Consider the following 21,756-nt stretch of genomic DNA (forward strand, 5'->3'; position numbering starts at 1 on the left):
CCTCAGAAATAAATTAATCCATACCCCAGACAGCTAAATTCAATTCCGTTAAATCAACAGTTCCACTTGCTTTGACAACAATTGAAAGCTTAGGTGATTTAAAAGAGATCGATTTAGAAAGAGGGGAATCTTTTGTTAGTGCAGACTCTTTAAATAACACGTTGTTATCACTTTGGGGAGAAGGAAAAAATGCAGAAGATCCTTTTGGGATAGCGTAAACTTCACAGTCAACTTTACCTAATTCATCTTCTTTCGCTGTTAACAATGAAACCCCGTATGTATTAAACAAACCAAAATCATCTACCAGATCAATGGTATATACAGAAGATTCTCCACTTGCGATATCTACATTTTCGGCAAGCAGCGCATCTTTATAACCTTTTTGAACAGTTGTTTTAATTGGAATTGTATTTCTAATAACAACAGGGATAGAAGTGGTGTTAGACACCTCTACAGAAAGTTTTTCATTTGATAGAGTCACATCAATCGGCTCGTTGTTGTTCACTTCAACAGAGGTGATAGGATTACCATTTCCGTCATCTTTAGATGATGTATACCGTCCGTTAGACTGGTTTAAAAAGTCAGCCAATAATATAAACCTCCTTTAAATATTCTTAATCTCCTAGATCGCCATCGCCTTTGTCATCGTCTGTCTGATCAGGCGTTTTGTTTTCAGATTGATCACGTGGGATTTCTGAAATGACAGCCATGTTATCAGTGTCCATATCAGCAAGCGCTTCGAATTTGAACTCAGGAGTTAAAGCTTGACCGTTTTCTAAAGATAGCTCAAATTCTCCAGAAGGTGATACGTTAGGGAACTGAATGATGATATCAGAGTAAACTTGCTCAGTCTCTGGATTGTAAGCGATTGTTCTATATTCAACTTCATATCTCTCAGAAAAACGAGAAGCCTTGATATTCATACTTCTACCCATTTTTTCAACATGGAACACTGCGGTAACAGTTTCCTTCGGAGATACAAACGCAGTTGGCAACGTGTATTTTCCATCGCTGCTAGAAATGACTTGATATGTCTGATTCTTTTTGTTGTAAAAAGTAACCATATGATCTGCAAGAGACTTTCCTTTTAATTCAACGCTATTGTCATCCGCAACTTTAACACTGTGCTCACGATCAAACAATTTAACAGTGACATCCTCTTGAACACCTTCACCTTGAGACATTGCTAAAAACTCTAGGTCAAACAAAGCGTTTCTAACAGATAGCGTTAACTCTTTTTGAGTCTTGAGAATGTAGACAGGCTTGTTGCCAATTCCAGCGTATAGCTTTTCTTCGGAGATAGCTCCAGAGAGTGAAGCTAATTGAGCTTCAGTTGTAAACACAGTATGTCCATCAGATTTACGTTTAAAATAAACATCGGCTGTGTCTTGAATTACCATTTTCATTAATGAATTCCTCCTTAAAATAAAAAAGGACGATGCAATGCATCATCCTTGTGCGAAACCTTTAGTTGAATTAAAGAAGCTCTCTCTACTCATGTAGTGTTTTTCTTCTTCAAATAAATCTATAGACTTACTCCAACTTTCGATATTTTTCCCAGCTTCTGGGCTTACAGTTGCAAACAAAGTAGTGGTTTCGTAATTCTTGAATTGCGCTATTCGATAATATAGCCTGTACAACTGATACATCGAACCTTCATTGATAACATGAATTGGAGTATTTGCACCAATTGCAACACTGTCAATAATGTCAGCTAGTTCAACGTTACCTGAATCTGCTTGTTTAACTCGTTGACTTCGCTCGTTTGCTCTTTGAATTTCGGGATTAGAGCTGATTTTCTCTTCCTTAAGAACACACATTTTTAGAATCAAGTTTCTAATTTCATTAAAATCATCTTCAGAGATGTTTTCTAGGATGTTTTTCCCGAACATGTAATTAAAGATTGATTCATATGCTTCTTTGAAGTTTTCTAGCTCACCAGTTATCTCAAAAAGCGTCATTTTTTTTAACTCAGCTATTAATTCATCTAGCTCACCATACTGATTGTTTTCTTTCTTACTGTAGTTATAAATTATTTCTTTCTTTGACATTTTGAACAAAGCTAAATGGTTTTGGAATTGTGGATAATCTTTAATTTTTATAAAAGAACACTCGCCATATGGAGTTTTAATGGGTTGGCCAGTGATTAAATAATCAAGATTAAACGCAATCACCATTTCTGACCACCGATCTTTAAAATCAATTTGTATCCTGTGTAACCATTTGGGGGATTTGAAATCGGTTGACACCTTACGAACCGTGTTTTACCATAACCAGCAACATTCTTACCCAAGTATATGTCTGAAAGTCTGTCAATGATTTTAAGACTTCTAAATTCGTTTTCTTCAAAAGTTTCAATATGTGTGTAAACATCAAAATGTAAATCTCGTTCTAAAACTTTTTCGCTTAAGTGTGAAGGAAGGGGGGAAGAGATCCCAAAATACATACACACTCTACAAATAGGCTTGTCGTCATTTAGATCGGTCGTTTTAGCAGCCCTTTTAAAAATTGTCTTAAAAATCGGAGGTTGCTCATCAGGAGTTGATTCAAAATAGTTATCTAGTTCTTGGACATCAGGAAGATCAGTGGAGAGAGGACTGTCTTTGTAGTAGAGAAGACGATTTAGAGTATTATCCTGCCATGCACTATTGAATAACTTAGTCATTTCTTGAACCATCATACTCATTTGTTATCACTGACTTTCTTTTTTGCGATGAGTTTAATGGTGCCCACGCCATCAATTACTTTTGAATAATCAATATCGTGTACAATAAACTCTTCTGAATAAAATTGCGTTTTTAACCCAATTTTTAATTGAGGATTAGTAGAGTAGGGGAGAGTGATGTGGGCTTGGCCATCAGGAAGATTGATCGGTTGATCAGAGCCGTTAACTGAAACAGTTCGATCAAACACACAAGGGATTTCAATGCTTTCACCAGGAACAAGTTTTCTAATTGGCTTTCCAGTGATTTCATTGATTTTACCTGTATCTACATATATGTCTCCTGAAGATAATTTGATTGAACTGTTGCACAGTCGCATTTCTGCTTTTTTGTAAATCTTATTGTCATAAGGCTGTGTTACAATTAACCAATTACTGAAATCCCATTCAACAACACTACCTAATTTAATCTCATCAGGTTTTGCTAGTATGTATCTAAATAATCCATCATTTGATTTAGATTGGATCAGACATTTCACGGAAACACCGTCAACAAAAACCTCTTCACCTTGAAAGCCTTCTAATCCACGTTCAAAAATACCCCGACCATCAAAAGAAATCTTCTGATTAGGATTAAATTTATGATAATTTTTAAAGTTCCTCATCATGATCACCACAAACAATAGAATTTTCCAAACGTACGATATCACCACTTACTGATAAAATAATGTCTTTAATTTCAGACAAAGAGGGATCAGCAATCAATTTTTTATCTAGGAATTCTTCCAATTTGAATAGCACTGAATTATTTTTCTTACTTAGTCTAATGAGGTGTTCATTAATTGGAACGTAGCTAGAATACAATTGATCGTTTATATATAATTTCATACGAAGTCTACCTCCGTATTAAAAATTATTTTGTCAATTGTTCTTTGCTGCTCATTCACTTGGGATTCCAGCGCTTTAATTTGAGCTGAAAAATGAGTTGTCCCAATGTCTTTGGAGAAGGGTTGCCAGGTGCTCGAATAAGCGGTTAATTCATTTTTCAAAAACACTAAACGAATGTAGTTTCCCAAGATTAGCAGATCATCTTCATTAAGAAGACGATCTACAGTCTCTGTATCATTGTCACACTTTATTCGATTATCTCTAAACCGATTATTGAAGAGAAGGGAGGCATTCTTGATTTGAGAGTAAATACCTTCGTCGTCAGTAGGGAGGTTTATATCGGAGGTTTTGCAATTATCTAAGAAACATTGCCAAATTTGATCATATGTAGTATTCATAAATTACCACCTAATCAAAAAGAATAGAACTGTCTTCAACGCCCATCCATTCAGCCATCGCTTTTAGCTTTCCGCTTGGAATTTCTTCGCTGAATTCAGAAGCAACATCAATTACAAATTGCTTTTCTGCATCTACAGTGATTTCAGCTATTTTTTTTTTGAGTTGCGGGATAGTGCTAGATTTAATCATAGTCTCAATTTCTTCTTTGGTGTGAGTGTTGTTAACATAAGATTCAACGTCATTAATAGAGTCTTGAATTTCTTTCGATTCTTCATTTTCCTCAATCAAAACTAATTCACCTTTATCAAAACATACGCTACTCATAGTTAACCAATCAACCAGTTCTCTTGGAACTTCTTTGACATCGACTTTTCCATTTTTACTTCCTGCCCAATTATACTGTTTGAGAGCGCCATCACCTGTATAACCAACAAAATACGATGTATTTCTATATCGTGCTAATTTAACTTTTTCCGCCAACTAATATTCCTCCTAATAAATCCTTATTGTGTAAATTAAATAGATACTGCTGCTTGTTCTTCGATAATACCAATAGCTTCACCAAACAATAGAACGATTGAAGCAGATTGAGTAATTTTCATTTTGACTCTTTCATCCTCAATATCTTGCTCTGTCATTTGTTTCAAACCACCATACTCAACTACAGAGAATGGTTTTTGTGAAACGCCACCAGCAAACATATAACCTTTATTTACAGGTAGCTCGACCTTTGAATTAGTCTCATCAGTGAATGGATTGATTAAGTTTACTGCAGTAGTTCTTCCGATAGTGGTAGGGTTTAAAGCTGTAAGAAGTTCCTCTTTAATCTTGTCAGATAAAAGGTTTACGTACTTCGGATCAGTTCCTTGTTGAGACGCAAAGTAATCAATCAATAGTGAGTCAGCGATGAACACTGGGCGACCACCATATCGCTGAAGGACAGAAGCTACTTCACTGTATTTTTGCAGAGTTAGATTAGATCCAGTTTGAACATTCTTTGCAGGGATCTTACCAGAACCAACAGCTGCCGCAGTCAATTCATGAATTTTGTCTAGATACAGCCTAACTTTTGCATCTGCAATATCGTTTACGAGATTATTGAAAGCGACAATTGAATCTGTTACAAGATCAAGAGGTTCGTAATAGAATCCAGCTGACATTGTTTCTGGAACGGCAGTGATCGATTCACGGCCTTCAACACGAACCAAGTCTACGCCTGATCCTGATGCTGACCAAACGACTTTAGCTTTAGTTTTCTTAGGGATTTTAAGCTGTTTTAAATTGCCTGGTTTCTCTTGTGAAGTATCAGCGAACAGCTTTAGCAACTCAGTTACTTTAGGTTTTGCAATTGCATCAGCTTGTTCCACAATCAAATTGTTGAATTGATGCAATAAAGAAGGATCAGGAGTAACCGTACAATCACCAAAAACTTTTTTAATACAATCTTTAATATCCGATTCATCCTTTTGCTCCATTTGGTTGTTTAGAACACGGCTGAATAGGCCTTTAATTTTTACGTTATCAAACATTAAAATGCTCCTTTTATTGAGAAATTTTTGTGTGTAATTACTTAAGCTTCAATTACTTCAAGTCGAACAAGTTTTTGACCCATCGTATAACTAAGGTCATCTTCACCATTAACTACTAGGAATTTAGCTGAAGAGTCTTCATAGTCTTCATGTGGCGCTGCAGCATCACTCAGAATATATTTATCCGAAGCAATGTCGAAATGAGCCACTTGTCCACGTTTAACTTCAGTTTGACCAGTGTTAAGCGTGAATGCCGAAACATCGAAGCGAGTATAAGCGGGCTCTAGAATAACGATTCTTGCACGTTCACCTTCACCATTGTAAAAGTCTCTTAGTGATTCACCCATGTAACGAGTTTCTGGAGTCGCAATCAAATAAGCTTTTTTCGCCTTATCAGACAATTTTTTCGCAATACGATCTCCGTCTGAATTGAATCCTAGTTCCACTAATGTGAAATTATCAATATCAGAACCAGATACTTCAGCGCCGTGCGCCACTGTTTTAATTTTTAATGAATTTAAATTGCCTGTAGTATGTTTACCTACTTCAGTAATAGCTTTTTGTAATTTAGTAGCCATTTAATTTTTGCCTCCAATTATTTAATATAATATCTTGCTTCGAATGAATCATCTTCTGGAATTAACTCTTTACGAATACTGGATTGTTCTCTGAGAGGGGGGATCTCGGTAGGAGAGATATTAGTAGAAACCAAATCAACCAGAATAGAATTCAGTTGTAATAAAGCTTTATCCGAATAATCATCCTGTTTCGCAATTTCTGATAGAAGTTTTTGAACTTCGTTAGTTTCGAATTTATCCGATGCATTCAACGCATTAAATTTAGCTTTAAAATGTTCACTTTTTTCTTTTAAACGAGCCTCGAATTGAACTTTCTCGTATTGCTCTTTAAAAGGGGTTAACTCTTCAACCGTTTGATTGAGCTGCACTAGTTTTTCGCTTGCGCTATTGAATTTAGATTCTATATCTTCCTTAGCAGACAATTTAGTTGTTAAATCACTGATTTGCTGATCTTTTGCATTAAGCTGATTCTTGACTTCTTCTGAAGTAACCTCTTCCCAATTTCTCTTAAGGAACACTTCTTGTTTAGAGTCGAATTGGATTTCGACAATGTCATCATTTTTTGTGTAATTGTACTTGTAATATAAGTCTGTCTCTGCGTTGTGATCTTCAATGTTGACGACAAAGTAATCTTCATAAACATCACAAATATACGAGTATACATTGACTCCTAATTGTGGATCCAGCTTAGAGTACAATAGCGATCTAATATCACTGTGAGACAACTCAAAAACTTTTTTGAATTTCACATTTTCACCTTCTTTTTCATTAATAATCGCTTGAGCAACAAGCTTTTCGAATTTATTTTTTTCATTGAAACTTAGTAGTTTGCTTGAATCATATGCAGGCAGGACAACATCTTGATCTCCACGCTTTTCAGAGTTTAAAATAGCATGACCTTCCAAATAAACAGGTGACTCAAGGTATTCAATACCGTCTTTAAATGTGTAATTTGAATACAATAACTCGCAACTTGTATTAATATTTATTCCTCTAGAGTTCCATTCTAAAAGTAGATCACAAGCATCTTTAAAACGTGATCTCCATAGAATGGCATCAGCAGCAAGGACTTCAGTCTTTTCTCCATTAGAGCCCAACATTTCCATAATATAGCCCTCACTTGTGAAAACACCGATTGCTGCGGTGTCCATCTTCACCTCTAAATCACCATGTTTATCAGTGCTTAAATATGCCTCATGTGACCCGAATGAATCAGTTGCTGTTCCAGTGGAATCAACCTCATTGTACTTTGCAACAATTGGCTTATTGATAATGGTAGCAGCTGTTTCAAGGGCTACTTCTTTTGAAATTACTGTATTATTATGAGACTTTTCAAAATCAAAAATGACAAATGTACAAGATAACTTGGATGGATCATCACTTGCTTTAATTTCATTTAATTGAAGTTTATAATCAATTTTCTTTTGTTTGTCTTTCAAGTATTTTCACCTCCTTCCAAAGACAAAAAGGGAAGAGCTATGGAGTGTTATTCCCGTCTGATGATTTTGTTTTTAAAGTGTTTTCATTAGTCGAAGTGTCATCAGAAATATTCCCTGGATCGTTACCTGAGAATGTATATGATGTCTGGTACGGCTTGATTTTATCTTGCAGTTGCAATGTTTCGGTTTCGTGAAGTGTTTGATCTAAATATGATTCCCACGACACCCCAGGTATATTGTCAACTACATGTTTAATAGACCATCCTTTATCGTTCAATTTCAACAGTAAATCAACTTTCTCTTTGAGAGTCAGCGGTTTCTCTTTGTCGTATACAATATAGTAATTGTCATTTTGGTTCTTCGGAAGAATTAAATTAAACAATTTCTGATAAACTTCTTGTTCAATATCTTCCAAAAGAACTCCGATTCTTTTATAAAAGGTATCTAAATTCAATGAAGATGTTGCATAGTTGCCACCTTCGCCATTTAACATAGAGCCAGAAAGACCATATGCAGATTGAATGTCGTTGTTTATATGATCGAATTTCTTGCCATCCAAACCGTCAGTTTTAACATCAGGAAAGTCTAAGCTTGCATAATCTGGGATGGAAACGACAGTTACACCGTCAGTTTGGTTTTTCTCTAGTGCTTGCTTTACTCCAGAGTGAATCTTTTGTTTGATAGGCTTAGGAAGTTTTTGGTTACTGTAATCTCCATTATTTTTATCAGTACCAATTGTCAATACCGCAACCGCATTAATAATTTTATTCGCAATGGATTGCTCAACATCTTTAAGCTTTTTCTTATGAAGAACGTCATATAGACCAGGGGCAACCCAAGATGTACCTAGACCCTGATTTCTCTTAAGAGTTCCAGTTCTAAGACAGAACGTTCTATTTTGAGGAAGCTCTTTATGTTTATATCGAACGGTATCTTTTTGGAAATTTTGATAATCTTGATATGTAATATAAGGGTGGAAATTCGAAATGAGGTCTTTGCGGTGGGCATCATTATCTGAAATATTGTCAAAAAAACTCATATCTAATGTGCATACCCATTCACCATTTCTACGATAAGAGGGCTGCACATATTTCAATCCATCGAAGATGAAGGGGTAAGGGGATTTTTTATCACCTAGCCAAATTCCAATCAAAGTACCCGCAGCTGCTGTTTGTTTCATCAAATCCCTAGTTAAACGCTTGTGTTTATTCTTATGCAATACTTTTTTTATTGTTTTAATATGACTCTCTGAAGCATCGGGGTTTTCAAAGGAATCTATTTTGAAATTTAATATAGGTAGAGCTTCAATTAGTTCGAAAAGTTGATGAATTTCTGCAGTGGATACATAAAAATAGTTGGCTAAATCTTCGATGTCATCTTGGTGTTCATCAGGTGAAGAAAAATATTTTTTTAATTGTTCAGCAGTTACGTCATTTATAATCCCTTTTGAAAACAAGTTCGAAACAAAACCAGTAGCATAAGTAGATGTATACGTTTCGAAATCATTCAACATTTGCTTATATTCTTCAGATTCAATATCAACTTGTTTAATTTTTTTTGTCACTTTTTCACCTCTAATCTATTAGAAATATACTAAATCATCATCATCGTCAAAATCATGTTTCTTATTCATGTTTCGTTCAAGCAAAGAAGCGATATAATTTCCGTAGGCAACAGAACTATACCTGTCTTTCCTTTTACTCTTAGGCTCTTTTAACCTGACTTGTCCGTTGTCTGCATACTCAGCTTCAAGGTTGATCATTTCGTTGATCAGCAATGTTATCTGGGCATAGCTTGATATAAACTTAGCTTTCGTTTCTTCAGGTAATGATTCATATCCTTTGAATTTTTTCATGTATTCTTTGCCTTCATTCTCACTAACAGGCATTTTGATTTTTCCTCTTTTAAATCCATCCTTTAATAAGACTGCTATTTCACTGTTCAATTGCCCATAAGCTTTAATACTATATATGATTTTACTGGCATGTTGATATGTACACCTATCTGCTAGTTTATCGTCATTTATACAAGAAATAGGCTCGTATTCTTTTGCTCTATCTTTATCATAAAGAGGTTGACAAAGCGCATCATAGACACCAATTCCAGCATTTTGAGTATCTAAAACAATATAGTCGCATTCAAAGTCTTCTTGCAATTGGCGTATTCTAGTTGCCTGCGTGCCAGTATGACCACCAACCAAACTTTCCATATATACAATATGTCTATCAAATCCAGTGGCATTAGGCAATAATCTAAAAACAGTATAAACACTTGCATCATTTTCTTTGCCAGCGATTGTAGCAATATCATTTGAAACCAGTCTTATTTCACCAGGTTTTTTCGGCTCATATTTAAAATTGGAATCTTTAATTAACGAATAATAATCTTGAGGGAAAAGGGGAGAGGCCAGTTTTCTATTTTTCTCTAAATCTTCGTACTTGAAATATGCTTTTTCTGATTCGCCAAACCATAGTGCTTCCATTTCCATTGACCATCCAACTGAATCAAAGTCTTCTTCGGACATTTCATCCTTAACTTGATCTTTATCTAAAAGACCTTCTTTAATAGCGATTTGATATGGTAGCCCGCACACGAAATACTTTGAACCTTTCATCATTGCATTAAAATAAGTTAAAAACCTATTATAAGACCAATGAACTTTGTACCAGCATGAGGAGAGGTAAATTTCTTTGTTTCGTTCTTTTAGATGTTGATATTCTTCTTTTTCAAGATATCGAGGGGAGCGGGGGGCAGTTAAAAATTTCCTTAAAACTTTACTAATGATTTCAAAATCAACCATTCGGAATTCGTCAACAATTAGCAGGTTAGCCCTTTTTGAACGTGCTCCATCATTTGAAGCAACAACTTTTATCCAACTGCCATTATGGAACTCAACTCTAGCATCATTAGAAGAAGTTCTCAGGTCAGATATTTCCCTTTTTAGGTTTATCGATTCTTTCCTCAGATCGTCTATTTTTTCAATAACTTCTCTTGCTTGACCTTTAGTGCCAGAGGCAATTACAATTTTTGTCCCAGGAAACAAGATAGCCTGTACACAACAGTAAACTGAGGTTAGCCATGTTTTCCCCTGACCACGACTTGCAAGATACATAAGGTAATGGTTATGAACCATCATATAAATCAAGATGCATTGAAATAATTTCAGAGTGATACCAAGATATTCTCTTACAAAACGGTGAGGGTTGGCTCTATAAAACGATGCCCACACTCCAATACCTTCCATCAACCTCTCTGATTTTGTTTTTTTTTCAAAATTTCTTGTCTTTTTGAAAATGTTTATACCTTTGGTTCTTTTATGACTATCTGGTTTGAAGTTGTTAATTGTGACCATCAGAATTTTCCTCATCTTCTTCAATCGGTTCATTAACGGTAAGCTGATCAATTTCTTCCCAATATTCATCAGAATATTTATTATTAACACCTAACATACGAGATAGGTGTCCTAAAAAGAAAACCTTGATGTACTTTGAAATCTTATCAGGATCTCTCCATCTTTCTTCAGGCTCTGGAACAGGTCTTTCATTCTCATATTTTTTCAGCAGTGTTCCGAAAGTTTCTTGTTCAGCCCCGTTTGCTCCAGTTTCTTGAACAGGCTTTAAATTACTTGAACCAAGTAGATCTTGCAGTGTTTTTTGCTGCTGATCTACTTTTTCTCCATTTTCTCTTCGTTTTCTAATATCAAGCATTGTCATACATATCTGACTTATTAAAAGCTCCATGCCTTTAGAGTCGCATTCGTAGCGATTAGTAAAGTCAACATATTCGTTTTGAAGCCAAACATAATCTTCATAATCTAAACCACGCCCCCAAAAGTGAATCAATTCTTGAATGTCTTGTTCTGATATATCACTATCACTTTTTGATAATAGGAGCTGTTTAGTGTATTCATCTTGTTCTTCCACGTCGTATTCACTGTCTGACCAATTCTTAGAAATGAAATCCTTCATACCGATGTTCTTCATATAGGTGCCGAAAACATTCAATTGATTACCCTTACTCTTTAATTTAGCTTCTTCCTGAGAAGACATCCAAATGTCATAAATGAATGGCCTGTCAATCATTCGAAAGATACTCTGTACGTGTTTAATGTCTTCAGGTGCCTTTTTGAATTCTTCCTGTAAACACGATTTGCAAACACTTATTTTCCCAGAGTTTTTGTTAAAGGGTGACTCAGATTTATAGAATTGTATTGCACTTTGCTCTTTTCCGCAGCACGTGCATGTCAATTTACTGACTGCCAATTTTGTTCACCTCCAATTAAAAATAAAAACACATTTTACGAAACGCCCAGATCAACTAGACGCTCTAAAAATGTGTTTAAGCAGTATAGAATCCGCCTAAAATTTCAATATCTTGATTCTCTTTGATAATCTGTAGTTGTTTTTCACTGACAGATTCATCAATGTAAGCGTTGCCTTTTCTACCATTAAGCTGATCAACTGTTAGAATGTATTCAGCTGTTCCTTTGAGCTGAAAAACACCATTTTTCTCAAGAACAACTCGGTATAATTCACGATATAATTTAGCGATAGTTAAATTTCCCACCACAATCAACGCACTATCATCGTAGCAGCAATTGAAAAGAATAGTGGTTTTACCTTTGCCTCTGTCATCTTTAGCATTTACTTGTGCCAATTTCGGCTGTGCTTCCCTAAACCTTTTATTTAATTCAGAGTCCACTAAACCAAATCGGAGTTTATTTGTTGCTTTTCCTCCATTAGAGATAAAGCTATTGTCACCTAATCTAATGGTAGGTTTTTGTTTAAAAACAATTCCGTGTAATTTTGATAGAACATCATTGATTTCACGATCACATCTATATCCAGTTTCCTTTAGTCTAGTTAGAATTTCCAAATGTTCACGCAAGAATTCAATATGGTCTTTGCTTTGGTTCTCAATCATCATTCATCATCCTCATCAATAAATTAAGTTAAAATTAAAGTTTTAAACTAAATTAACCGTCCCGTAGCCGCCTAATCGTTTTATTTCTTCTCCTAATTGCTTTACATCAATAGGCACATACAGTTGCTTTTTTAGACCTACGACATCTTTATAAGTGTTAGAAAGAGAGAAGTGAGCTTTATAATCTTTCTTTTCTAGAGAATTCGTTAACGCTATTTGCAAATCATTTTCGATTGCTTTCAGTTTTTCTGTGGACTCCTTAAAGAAATCCGAATGATCCATTCTCTGTTCAACAGTCAGTGAAGAACTCAATATAGAAACTAACTCTCTAGCTGTTTTCACCAAGGTTTTAATTTCTGTATATGGCAGTCGCTTTTCACTGGACTTGCTCTCAATTTCAACAAATGTATTTGTGGTACTTTTTTTTACGAAATCAATAGTTTGCATATTTTCTCCTTGTAGCGATTGGTCGCAACCCTATAAAGTGTTATTCAACTATTTACAAACTTTAAAACGAATTATGTATGTAGCTTCAATACCTTCTTCATCAAATACCATGAATTTCTGTGAAGGCTTAGTTCCAAAGCGTCCTTGCATAGCGTAGTATCAGCGCCTACTAAAGCTCCATTAACAACTACAGTCGTACTGCCGTATTCTTTTTCGTAATTGTGGTGAACATGTCCACCGAATATGTAAGAAGGGATATAACCAAGTAATTGAGGTAGCCGTGTTACACACTGATCAACCCGATCATAATGACCATGCACAAACACAACTTCTTGATTTTTAATTTTTGTAGGGATGAAACCGTCTTGCTCTTGCTCAATAGTGATATTTGAGATGTGGCTTAGGCGAGCTTCTAAATACCAGTTAATTAAATACTCGAAGTTTTCTTTAATGCCTACATCGTTTTTAGAAGGGGAGAGGCGACCGTGGTTTCCTGCAACACTATAGAATTTAACTTGTTCAAACTCACTAGCGAATGCTGCCAAAATCTCAGCTAATGTTTCTGTGACGTATTGAATTTGCTCTATAGAATCAGTATTAGCTTGAACTCGTGTTGAAACATGTATTAGTCCACCAATTAAATCTCCAAGATTAGCTACATGCAGAGTTGAAATCCCATTTGATTTACCGTGTTTAATAACGTCCTGAGTTAGTTTCTGAACTCTCTCGTTGAATACTTGTTCATTAAAAGTGTTAATTCGATTGTTGATGTCCATTCCGAAATGCCAGTCACTGAACAGTGCTAGACCATGCTTATCAGATGTTGAAGGGGGAGGGGAGGAGAATTTAAGAGGACGTTTTTTCTCTAAATTCAAAATTGCTTCAGTCAAATCATCACGGATACGATCAAAACGAGCGGAATTTCTAATCTTCTTGGTTAACTCTCTATTCTGATCACGTCTACGGACTTCTGCTTTAGCGGCTTCAATCTTAATTTCATCATATTTATCGACAATTTCTTTATCCAGGTTTTTGTTTACATGAAAGTCAGCCCATCTACGGTATTGAGCGAAGTCTTTGCGCCATTTGCTTTCGCTGTAATTTTCGCCAGATTCTTCATTCAGTAAGTCTCTGATAACGAAATTGTCGATTTTATAATCGTGTTTATTTGTATGTAATCGAATAAAATAATCATCAAAGCTTTCGTCTTTTCCACGTCGTAAATCAGGATTTACATTTACGCTCATTTACTCACCAACCTTTACTCGTATTTAACAGGAAGCTCATTCACTTCTTTGATCGAGATACTTACCTGTTTTCCGTTAAATTTAGATAAAATTTCTTTTAGGTCATACGGATTTTTTTCAGAGTCTTTTGTTCGTTCAACAACTTCCATAACATCCATATCAAAAATACCTTTTAAATCAACTGTGACAGTTTGCTTGCTTGCCATTTTAAAACCTCCAGATAGTATGTAATTTTATTTTAAACCGAATAAATTCCTTCGGATGTCCAATGCCGACACATTGGAACACCCGAAAAAGGAGAGAAGAAGGGGATAAAAAAGAAAAGTCGGAAGGGTGCTGGGGAAACACCCGAAGGAATTTACTAATTAAAATAACCCTATCTTTATAAGACAGGGTGGTACGCTGATTACGGGTTCAGCGATTGAAACCTTTGTAGTCGACAGACTCTGAGTAAGTCGATAGGATAGTGAAACACGCTTACTGGCACGTATTTTAACTCCCTGCCAGTGGAGAAACCATCGCTACTTAATGATTGGTTATTCTACGGGATTTCTTTTTTTTAACGTGGGGTAGTCCCTACCACTAATACATAATAATCAATAGAAAGGTAAGACCTATGATAAACCTTTCTTGAGACAAATTCTGTTGCGCTTGTCAGGTCACACGCCCTTATCTACATACATTGCGTGTAGATCGCCAGTCTCTTATTCTGCATGGTTTTTCTTTACCTTGTGTGAGAAGGTACATGCTTGGGAAAATATAGTTTAAAAGAAGATCGGACGCATCCAATCACCTTAAGTGAAGGCCGAAGCTCAACACCGCAATTAGTTTTAATTGTCGAGCAAAATGCCTCCTATAATAAGCCCCTGCTAGGATACAGTCGCATTTGAGCGTGAAGACTTATTGGCATTAGTAGCCCGATAATATTCATTTGGTATAAGTTGAAGAGGGGGAGTCCAAACCTATATAAATGAATATTATCCGACTCAGGAGTAGCCATCTCCTAAAATCTGAGCCAGACCTATCTTATGAAAGGGAGTGAGACAGTTTGGAGAACAAAATTGTACAGGGTGGTCAACCCACTAATGACTATTATTCTATTAATAATCATTAGTCAGCCACGAATACCCCCATATTCGTGAAAGACCTCTAATATTGCAGAAGTGTGTTATTTATTGATTTGAATAAAATTAACCTTTTACAGCATCTTTAAGTGCTTTTGCAGCTTTAAATTTCGGTGCTTTAGTTTCAGGAATATCAATTTCTTCACCAGTCTGCGGATTTCGACCTTTACGGGCTGCTCGTGTAGTTACTTCAAATGTTCCGAATCCTGCAATCTTAACTTGACCTTCTTCTTTAAGAGTGGACTCAATTGCATGTAATGTTGCATCCACAGCTGATGCAACTTCCTTCTTTGCTAATCCTGTTGATTCAACCACTGCTGAAACTAATTCTGTTTTATTCATTCTAATTCCTCCTGATTGTATGTGTAATTTTTATTTTTTTAAAATTGGGGAGGGGAGATATACTAACCTTTTTAATTTGGATATTTGCTTTTTACCTCCCTTATGACGATTATCTCCAAAAGTGGTCTAAACCCTTGTGGCTGTAAGGTTGAAGCCACTTTTCACTAGGCTTATTTTTGCACAAAAACGCTGTAACCCTTGTGGCTCTAGGGCTCAAGGTACTTCCTAAACCGTCATTTTTATCCTGGATGAATATAATTTCTGTCTTTTTCTATGTTTTTCTTTTTCAATTGTGACTGAACACTTTGAACAAAAACTAGAGTTGTTAGAGGTAGGCTTATAGATTTGTCCGCACTTTACGCAACCTTTGAAAGTTTTTAAATTCCTTTTTAGATTATTGAGTATGGTCTCACCAAAACATTCCCACAACGTTGCTTTATATCTGCTTTTCTTTTTGTATAGATGTTTCACAAGAACATCCACAACATACTGTTCATCGCTATTTATTTCAAGCAGTCGTTCTCTAATTAGTTTATAAACGTATAATTTTTGATTTGGCTTAGTTTCTTCTTTATTTGTAAGCCATTTTTTGTTTCGATCAAGCCTTATGTATTCCTTAACTAACTGCTCATCTTCTTTGATGCGTTTATTCTTTAATAGAAAGTTGTAATCGAAAATACCAGCCACAGCTTTGAAATTGATTCTTTCAGTTGGGATGATACTGTCCAATTTATTAACAGTGCTTTCATTAATCGGTTGCACAGAGGTGTGCTCTTTGTCCTTGGCATGAACAAAGAAGAAAGGTACTTTGTCTTTTATGTAATTTTTGATTTGCTCATCTACATTTTCTGGTCTAGTCGGCATAAAAAGTGTTTTGGCATAGTCGATAGCAAAGTTGTTTTCAGCGCATAGCCATTTGATGACATCAATATTTACAGAGTTACTGTTCCAAATCTTTGTAATGTTGTTACTATACTCACCAATGTTCACCGCATAAGCATTGGTCAGTGATTCATACAAGTTTTTGCTGTTAATTACCTGTTTATTGGCTACTCCCATCTCATAGTAAAGGGGAACGATGTCCACTACATGTCTCTTAGCAATATCTACAAAGTAAGGATCCGATATAATAAGAGCTTTATCTCCGTCATTATCGAACTGCAGCAACTTAGAAATTGGATCATGGATGCTTGTGTATACACCCTTTGTAATAAACCATTCATCCAATAATTTATTACGAGTATTATTTCTAATACCATGCTCACGATATAGGTGAGGGGAGCGTAGAACATCAATATCTCCACTATCATACAAGGAACAGTAAACATCACTACCATTTAAAAGCCCGTTAGGATTACTAATTCCTAGAAACAGTTTTTCGCAGAAAGCGTATAAATCAGGACAAAGATATGTATACCTGGAGTTCTCAACTTGTAATTTTCCTGATTTCGCATCTTTAACAAGGCTCTTCTTTTTATTTTTGATTGTTTCTTTTACATAGTCATCATTTAAAAGCTGTGGGTAGAGGAGAAGGGAATCTTGCAATGGTGATCTAAATTTTCGATTTTCAGTAGCTCCCATAACCTTCATCATCACATCTTTGTCATTTCCAATTGCTTTTATTTCCTTGATTGTCTTTTCACTGATCGACTTGAGTTCATCATATGTAATATCCGTAAGCGTCTGAAGCATTTGATATGTAAGTTTTCCTTCTACAGTAGTGTCTTCTTCGTTTAATCTTGCCCCAAGGCATGCAAACTGGATAAATTTATTCTGATATTCATCCCAAGAGGAGTAATACTTCCACATTTTAAACTGTGATTTAGTAAATATGATTTGAATATCATCATTTTTAATATCCCACACTTTTCCGTATATATCTGTTATTTTGGATTTATTGTGTTTGTCAGCAAATTTGTGAAAATCAAAAGGAACTAACAAGCCCTTAACCCAAGGAAGCCTAACCATAAAACTTTTTTTGCTGAGCTGAGGAGATATAATACCACAGCCGTCTGTGTGTTCGATAGGGATATTCATTTTCTTTCTAGTAATCTCGTATGTGTCTCGATTTATATAATCCACTTCACTCATTACTTCAGTCTCTAAATCATCAACTACAACTGTTTTACTTATATCAATATCCCAGTGGCTGCTTGCACTATTGGATAATGCGAGATATGCATTCCACTTATTAATGTTCATACCGCCTTTAGAATTGATGTGATCTAGACTAAGTCCACAAGTTAATGAGTTTTGATATTTATCATATGTAGACTTCTTAATAAAACAAGCTTTTTTAGTTCTGATTTGACCTGCTGAACTTGTAAAGTAAACATAAAGTTCATTGTTATGTACAAAACCTTTATCAAGAATGCTCTTGAACACCTGAAAGTGGTAAACCTGAACCACAATTACATCATCAGAAAAATTGTTTTCTTTTATACCTAGGGTGCGAGTCATAACTGAATCAAACATAGCGATCTTTTTATTGTCAGTTAACGTGTCAGCTCTAAGCATTCGTACACTTTCATGTTCACTGAAGGCTTGATTTAACTCCTGTTTTAATTTAGCGATTCTGTTTTTTATGTATTTCTTATTTTTTTTGGTATCCCCATTATGTGTTTTAAGCAAATCTCTATATCTATAAGACTTTAAAATCTTTCTATGTAATAAATTCTCTCGGTCATTATAAAAACTAGAAGTATCGAGACTATAGATAAATACTTGCTTACTTAAATCATTTGTTTTTCTCCCCAAAAGCGCTCTCCTCTATTTGTTATTTTGTCTTTCAATATGTAATGCCAATCTTTTAAACAGGGTAGAAGACTCGTCCGTTTTGCCAAACCATTTGAAGTCTTCATAAAAAATGTTCTCTTCTTGAGAAGCAATACCATTAACAATCCGATATTCAAGAAGTTCAATGATGTCCTGCTTGTTACATGATCCCAATAAATCACCTCATTTCAGTACGTTATAAGGTGATTATATTTGTAATTTGTATTTTAGTCAATAATAAATATATGTTATTTGTATTTTAATAAGTGAGACTGATTACTCAGTCTTCAACAATTGAGAATAGATCATCGATTTTACATTTCAATTGTTTGCACAAGGCCATAGCATAAGGAAGGGAAGGGGGATTTGAGCAAAACCCTTCATCATTATTTGTACACCAAATAGAAATCCTGCTGGAATTAGTGCCTATTTGGTCAGCAAGCCACTTTTGTTTAATACCTTTGGAGTTTAAGTAATTCTTTAGATTGCTTCTAACCTTATATTTCATAATATCACCCAATGAGAATTTTATATTATGTGTTGGTTTTATTCAAATGTTCGATTAAATTCACTTAAATAGACAAAATAAGTTGTCTATATGGATAACTTTTGTTACTCCTATCAATGGAGGTGCAGTATGACATATTTTGATGAAGTCGTGGCTAGATTGAATATTGACGATGTATCACTGTTAACTTTGCTGCAAGAATGCGGTGCAATCAGGCTAATAAAAGGAATGACGAAAGAAGACTTAAAGAGCGAATCAGTTAAAGTAGAGACACAATTCTCAGAATCGACTATAAGATCGTCTTTAAGTAAATTAGAGGCGTTGCTACTAATTGAAAGAGATTCAACGAGTAAACACCATAAGTTCATTATTACTTCATATGGAGTTATGGCCTTAGAATATCATTTGGAAGGGGAAATGGTTTAATGTACGGATTTGTTGGAATTGGTCAATGTGGTGGGAGTATTGCAGATGAAGCTATGAAAAGAGGATATTTCAGTATTGCTGTCAATTACTCTAGCTCAGATTTAAATAGTTTAGAAGTTGTTGAAGACAGGCTTAAGTTAGTAGGATCCGAGGGAGTAGGTAAGGACAGGGAAGCAGCTATCAACTATTTTAAAAATAACTGGGAATCATCTGTTGAATTCATTAAAGAAGCAATGGAAAAACCATCGATTCAAATTGTATTCGTAGTCTTTTCAACAGCAGGAGGCACAGGATCAGGAATCGCACCGACATTAATTGAATTATTAGATGAATATTTGGATAACAAAACCGTAGTTGCTGTACCTGTACTTCCTGATCAAAGTGAAGTGATATTGAATCAATTAAACACCGTTGAATGCCTCCAGGAAATGACAGAAAAGCAATTGAATATAATTCCACTAGACAATCTTAAAGTGTCTCAAAAGGGCATTAAAACATTCTCAGAGCCAATCCTATATCAAAAGGTAAACAAACAATTTATTGATATGCTTGAAGAGGTTGAGGGGTATACAAACCTTCCATCTAGCTACAGTACATTAGACAAAAAGGACTTAAATCAAATTTTCAATACTCCAGGTGTAACAGTGATATCAAAAATGGATTTATCTGATTATAATAACGGAAAATTTGCAAACACTCTTCATGCTGACATTAAACAGTCATGGCAGCAATCGATATATAGCGCAGATAATTTTAATTCATTAGTTAAAGCGGGTGTTATTATAGATGGTAATGCTGATCTGACTGATCAAATTAACTTTAAGAGACTCTTTAATGAAGGAGAACCATTAGATTTATTTAAAGGATATTATGATACTGGTAAGAATCAAGTGATTTGTATTTTAAGTGGACTAGGGTGGATTAATGAAAGAATGAAACAATTAGATGAACTGATTGACTCTAGAAAGGTTGAACCAATTAAAGAAGAGGTATACGTTCCAAAATTTAATTCAAAGTCAGCGTTTTTAAAGCAGCAAACTAACACAAATAAGGGTGAGAAACAAATAAGCAAGGGGAGTTACTTAGATAGACTTAAATCATTAAAGAAATAAATAGGATGAGATGGTCAATTGACTGTCTCATTTTTTGTTATCGTAAATTTTTGAGGACGATATCGTAAAATTGCTCAAAAAGTGAAAATACATAGTAATATCAATAAGTTTGACGATAATTTGATGATTGTGAAAGGTGAGTGATCGTAAAGTCGTTGTGGGAGTAGGGAAAAGTGGTCAAATTTGATGGGAATCATGAAAAATGGGTGAGTAGGGGAAGGGATTAACGTTGATATATAAGGCGTTTACGATAGCAAGTACGATAGAAAATAGGCTAAAATCGATAAAATTTAAAGGGTGTGGAAATGGAAGTGCTATGGGCACATTTGTTCTTTGTTTTAGCGATTTGGATGTTAATATACCCCCCTCTACTGGTGTTTTATGGTTATGAATACGTCTTATAATTATAGTTATAATGCAGATTCCTTTGTGAGTCTGCTTTTTTATTTGCAACTGACTTGATGCACAATTAATTAGGAAAATCAATACTTTATTGGATTAAATTTTAAAATTTTAAAAAAATGATGTAATTTTTAAATTTTGTTCCATTATACGGAACTCTTCGTATGAATAACAGGGGACAGGAAATCGAAGTGTTATTTATTCTAATATTTGATATTTAATATTATATAGTATGAACCTACACACTTTAATAATCTCACATTGTCTAACCTAACTAACGTATATCAATTAATTAAGATAACACACGCATCCATCTATCTATATTCTATTCCTCACATCACACACATCACCACATCAATTCTAAGCACACTCACATCCTCATACAAAGGTTTAAATTAATCACACAACCAATCTCTAATCATATACAACACACCACACAAACGAATATAAGCACAAAAATAAAGATGAATAAATTCAATTAATAAACAACAAATTACATACATATGCGAGATTATATGTTATAATATAAGTATGGAAAGGAGGTGCAAAAGTGCTTGAAAAGGTGACTATAATAATGGCTTTACTTATCAGTCTTACTACAGTCTTAATCAATATGCTTGTGATTATTGAAAAGGTTGTCAGTATCACTAAAAGTATAAGCCAAAAGAAAAAGCGTACACGTAAGCGACCTAGGTCAAGGACACGCAAACGAATACGCCATTAAACACCATTAGACATTGGGAGATACTTCTCCCTTTGTCACCTATATTATAGCACCTTGCAGCACTTTGTAAACATATATGAAGCATAAACAATTATGGTACTCACTAATCACTTTCGGTATCACATTCATTGTATTCTGGCTTATCAAAGGGTTATTTAGTAGCAGCGCACAATACATCATTAACTGGACATATGCTATTGCTACATTGATCCTTATTGTTTCATGGTTGTC

At 34.9% G+C, this 21,756-nt stretch carries 25 protein-coding genes; 3 read left to right on the plus strand and 22 right to left on the minus strand.

Annotation, left to right across the window (positions count from 1 at the left end; all coding sequences use genetic code 11):
- Positions 1-13 precede the first annotated feature (13 nt).
- The 22 genes from MHI11_RS09105 to MHI11_RS20930 form a co-directional block, all read right to left on the minus strand.
- Complete coding sequence (locus tag MHI11_RS09105) at positions 14-589, minus strand: hypothetical protein (RefSeq protein ID WP_216927272.1); 576 nt, start codon at positions 587-589, stop codon at positions 14-16.
- Between the two features lie 25 nt (positions 590-614).
- Positions 615-1,406 carry a hypothetical protein gene (locus MHI11_RS09110; RefSeq protein ID WP_216927270.1) on the minus strand — a complete coding sequence of 264 codons (792 nt, stop codon included), beginning with the start codon at positions 1,404-1,406 and terminating at the stop codon, positions 615-617.
- Positions 1,407-1,448: 42 nt separating this feature from the next.
- A complete protein-coding gene (locus MHI11_RS09115) occupies positions 1,449-2,177 on the minus strand; it encodes a hypothetical protein (protein WP_216927268.1) in 729 nt (242 codons plus the stop codon).
- Positions 2,171-2,686, minus strand: coding sequence for a hypothetical protein (locus tag MHI11_RS09120; protein ID WP_216927266.1), 516 nt, complete (start codon positions 2,684-2,686; stop codon positions 2,171-2,173). Before MHI11_RS09120 ends, MHI11_RS09115 begins: the two co-directional genes overlap by 7 nt.
- Positions 2,683-3,339, minus strand: a complete 657-nt coding sequence (locus MHI11_RS09125; protein ID WP_340962302.1) for a hypothetical protein — start codon at positions 3,337-3,339, stop codon at positions 2,683-2,685. The genes MHI11_RS09120 and MHI11_RS09125 overlap by 4 nt, the downstream gene beginning before the upstream one ends.
- Entirely contained in the window at positions 3,314-3,550 is a 237-nt protein-coding gene (locus tag MHI11_RS09130) for a hypothetical protein (protein ID WP_340960885.1), read from the minus strand. Before MHI11_RS09130 ends, MHI11_RS09125 begins: the two co-directional genes overlap by 26 nt.
- Positions 3,547-3,948 (minus strand): hypothetical protein, encoded by a 402-nt coding sequence (locus MHI11_RS09135; RefSeq protein WP_340911567.1) that lies wholly within the window; start codon positions 3,946-3,948, stop codon positions 3,547-3,549. The genes MHI11_RS09130 and MHI11_RS09135 overlap by 4 nt, the downstream gene beginning before the upstream one ends.
- A gap of 10 nt (positions 3,949-3,958) precedes the next feature.
- Positions 3,959-4,429 (minus strand): hypothetical protein, encoded by a 471-nt coding sequence (locus MHI11_RS09140; RefSeq protein WP_340911565.1) that lies wholly within the window; start codon positions 4,427-4,429, stop codon positions 3,959-3,961.
- Between the two features lie 35 nt (positions 4,430-4,464).
- Complete coding sequence (locus MHI11_RS09145) at positions 4,465-5,478, minus strand: hypothetical protein (RefSeq protein WP_340960886.1); 1,014 nt, start codon at positions 5,476-5,478, stop codon at positions 4,465-4,467.
- A 41-nt stretch (positions 5,479-5,519) separates the two neighbouring features.
- A complete protein-coding gene (locus MHI11_RS09150) occupies positions 5,520-6,056 on the minus strand; it encodes a hypothetical protein (RefSeq protein WP_340911558.1) in 537 nt (178 codons plus the stop codon).
- A gap of 17 nt (positions 6,057-6,073) precedes the next feature.
- On the minus strand, positions 6,074-7,495 hold the full coding sequence (locus MHI11_RS09155) for a hypothetical protein (RefSeq protein ID WP_340911556.1): 1,422 nt from the start codon (positions 7,493-7,495) through the stop codon (positions 6,074-6,076).
- 37 nt (positions 7,496-7,532) lie between these two features.
- Positions 7,533-9,008, minus strand: a complete 1,476-nt coding sequence (locus tag MHI11_RS09160) for a hypothetical protein (protein WP_340913833.1) — start codon at positions 9,006-9,008, stop codon at positions 7,533-7,535.
- A gap of 69 nt (positions 9,009-9,077) precedes the next feature.
- Positions 9,078-10,847 carry a terminase large subunit domain-containing protein gene (locus tag MHI11_RS09165; RefSeq protein ID WP_340960887.1) on the minus strand — a complete coding sequence of 590 codons (1,770 nt, stop codon included), beginning with the start codon at positions 10,845-10,847 and terminating at the stop codon, positions 9,078-9,080.
- A complete protein-coding gene (locus MHI11_RS09170; RefSeq protein WP_340911553.1) occupies positions 10,834-11,757 on the minus strand; it encodes a hypothetical protein in 924 nt (307 codons plus the stop codon). Before MHI11_RS09170 ends, MHI11_RS09165 begins: the two co-directional genes overlap by 14 nt.
- Positions 11,758-11,833: 76 nt before the next feature.
- Positions 11,834-12,418 carry a hypothetical protein gene (locus MHI11_RS09175; RefSeq protein WP_340911551.1) on the minus strand — a complete coding sequence of 195 codons (585 nt, stop codon included), beginning with the start codon at positions 12,416-12,418 and terminating at the stop codon, positions 11,834-11,836.
- Positions 12,419-12,460: 42 nt separating this feature from the next.
- Positions 12,461-12,865, minus strand: a complete 405-nt coding sequence (locus MHI11_RS09180) for a hypothetical protein (RefSeq protein WP_340960888.1) — start codon at positions 12,863-12,865, stop codon at positions 12,461-12,463.
- Between the two features lie 71 nt (positions 12,866-12,936).
- Complete coding sequence (locus tag MHI11_RS09185; RefSeq protein WP_340960889.1) at positions 12,937-14,112, minus strand: hypothetical protein; 1,176 nt, start codon at positions 14,110-14,112, stop codon at positions 12,937-12,939.
- Between the two features lie 14 nt (positions 14,113-14,126).
- A complete protein-coding gene (locus MHI11_RS09190) occupies positions 14,127-14,318 on the minus strand; it encodes a YonK family protein (RefSeq protein WP_217012366.1) in 192 nt (63 codons plus the stop codon).
- Between the two features lie 984 nt (positions 14,319-15,302).
- Positions 15,303-15,578 (minus strand): HU family DNA-binding protein, encoded by a 276-nt coding sequence (locus MHI11_RS09195; RefSeq protein ID WP_340911540.1) that lies wholly within the window; start codon positions 15,576-15,578, stop codon positions 15,303-15,305.
- A gap of 225 nt (positions 15,579-15,803) precedes the next feature.
- On the minus strand, positions 15,804-18,335 hold the full coding sequence (locus MHI11_RS09200; RefSeq protein WP_340960891.1) for an RNA dependent RNA polymerase: 2,532 nt from the start codon (positions 18,333-18,335) through the stop codon (positions 15,804-15,806).
- Between the two features lie 12 nt (positions 18,336-18,347).
- A complete protein-coding gene (locus MHI11_RS09205) occupies positions 18,348-18,527 on the minus strand; it encodes a hypothetical protein (protein WP_340911536.1) in 180 nt (59 codons plus the stop codon).
- A gap of 106 nt (positions 18,528-18,633) precedes the next feature.
- Positions 18,634-18,861 (minus strand): helix-turn-helix transcriptional regulator, encoded by a 228-nt coding sequence (locus MHI11_RS20930; protein WP_373466238.1) that lies wholly within the window; start codon positions 18,859-18,861, stop codon positions 18,634-18,636.
- A 129-nt stretch (positions 18,862-18,990) separates the two neighbouring features.
- Here MHI11_RS20930 and MHI11_RS09210 point away from each other — a divergent pair, with 129 nt between their 5' ends.
- The 3 genes from MHI11_RS09210 to yonT all read left to right on the plus strand — a co-directional run bounded on the left by MHI11_RS09210 (position 18,991) and on the right by yonT (position 21,525).
- Positions 18,991-19,287: a hypothetical protein gene (locus tag MHI11_RS09210; protein ID WP_340911533.1), complete on the plus strand. Its 297-nt coding sequence runs from the start codon at positions 18,991-18,993 to the stop codon at positions 19,285-19,287.
- Positions 19,287-20,399: a tubulin-like doman-containing protein gene (locus MHI11_RS09215; RefSeq protein WP_340960892.1), complete on the plus strand. Its 1,113-nt coding sequence runs from the start codon at positions 19,287-19,289 to the stop codon at positions 20,397-20,399. Before MHI11_RS09210 ends, MHI11_RS09215 begins: the two co-directional genes overlap by 1 nt.
- Before the next feature lie 964 nt (positions 20,400-21,363).
- Positions 21,364-21,525: a type I TA system toxin YonT gene (yonT, locus tag MHI11_RS20935; protein ID WP_411265990.1), complete on the plus strand. Its 162-nt coding sequence runs from the start codon at positions 21,364-21,366 to the stop codon at positions 21,523-21,525.
- The last annotated feature ends 231 nt before the right edge of the window (positions 21,526-21,756 follow it).

It is taken from the genome of Bacillus sp. FSL K6-3312 (assembly GCF_038007485.1).
Taxonomy (GTDB): domain Bacteria; phylum Bacillota; class Bacilli; order Bacillales; family Bacillaceae; genus Bacillus; species Bacillus pumilus.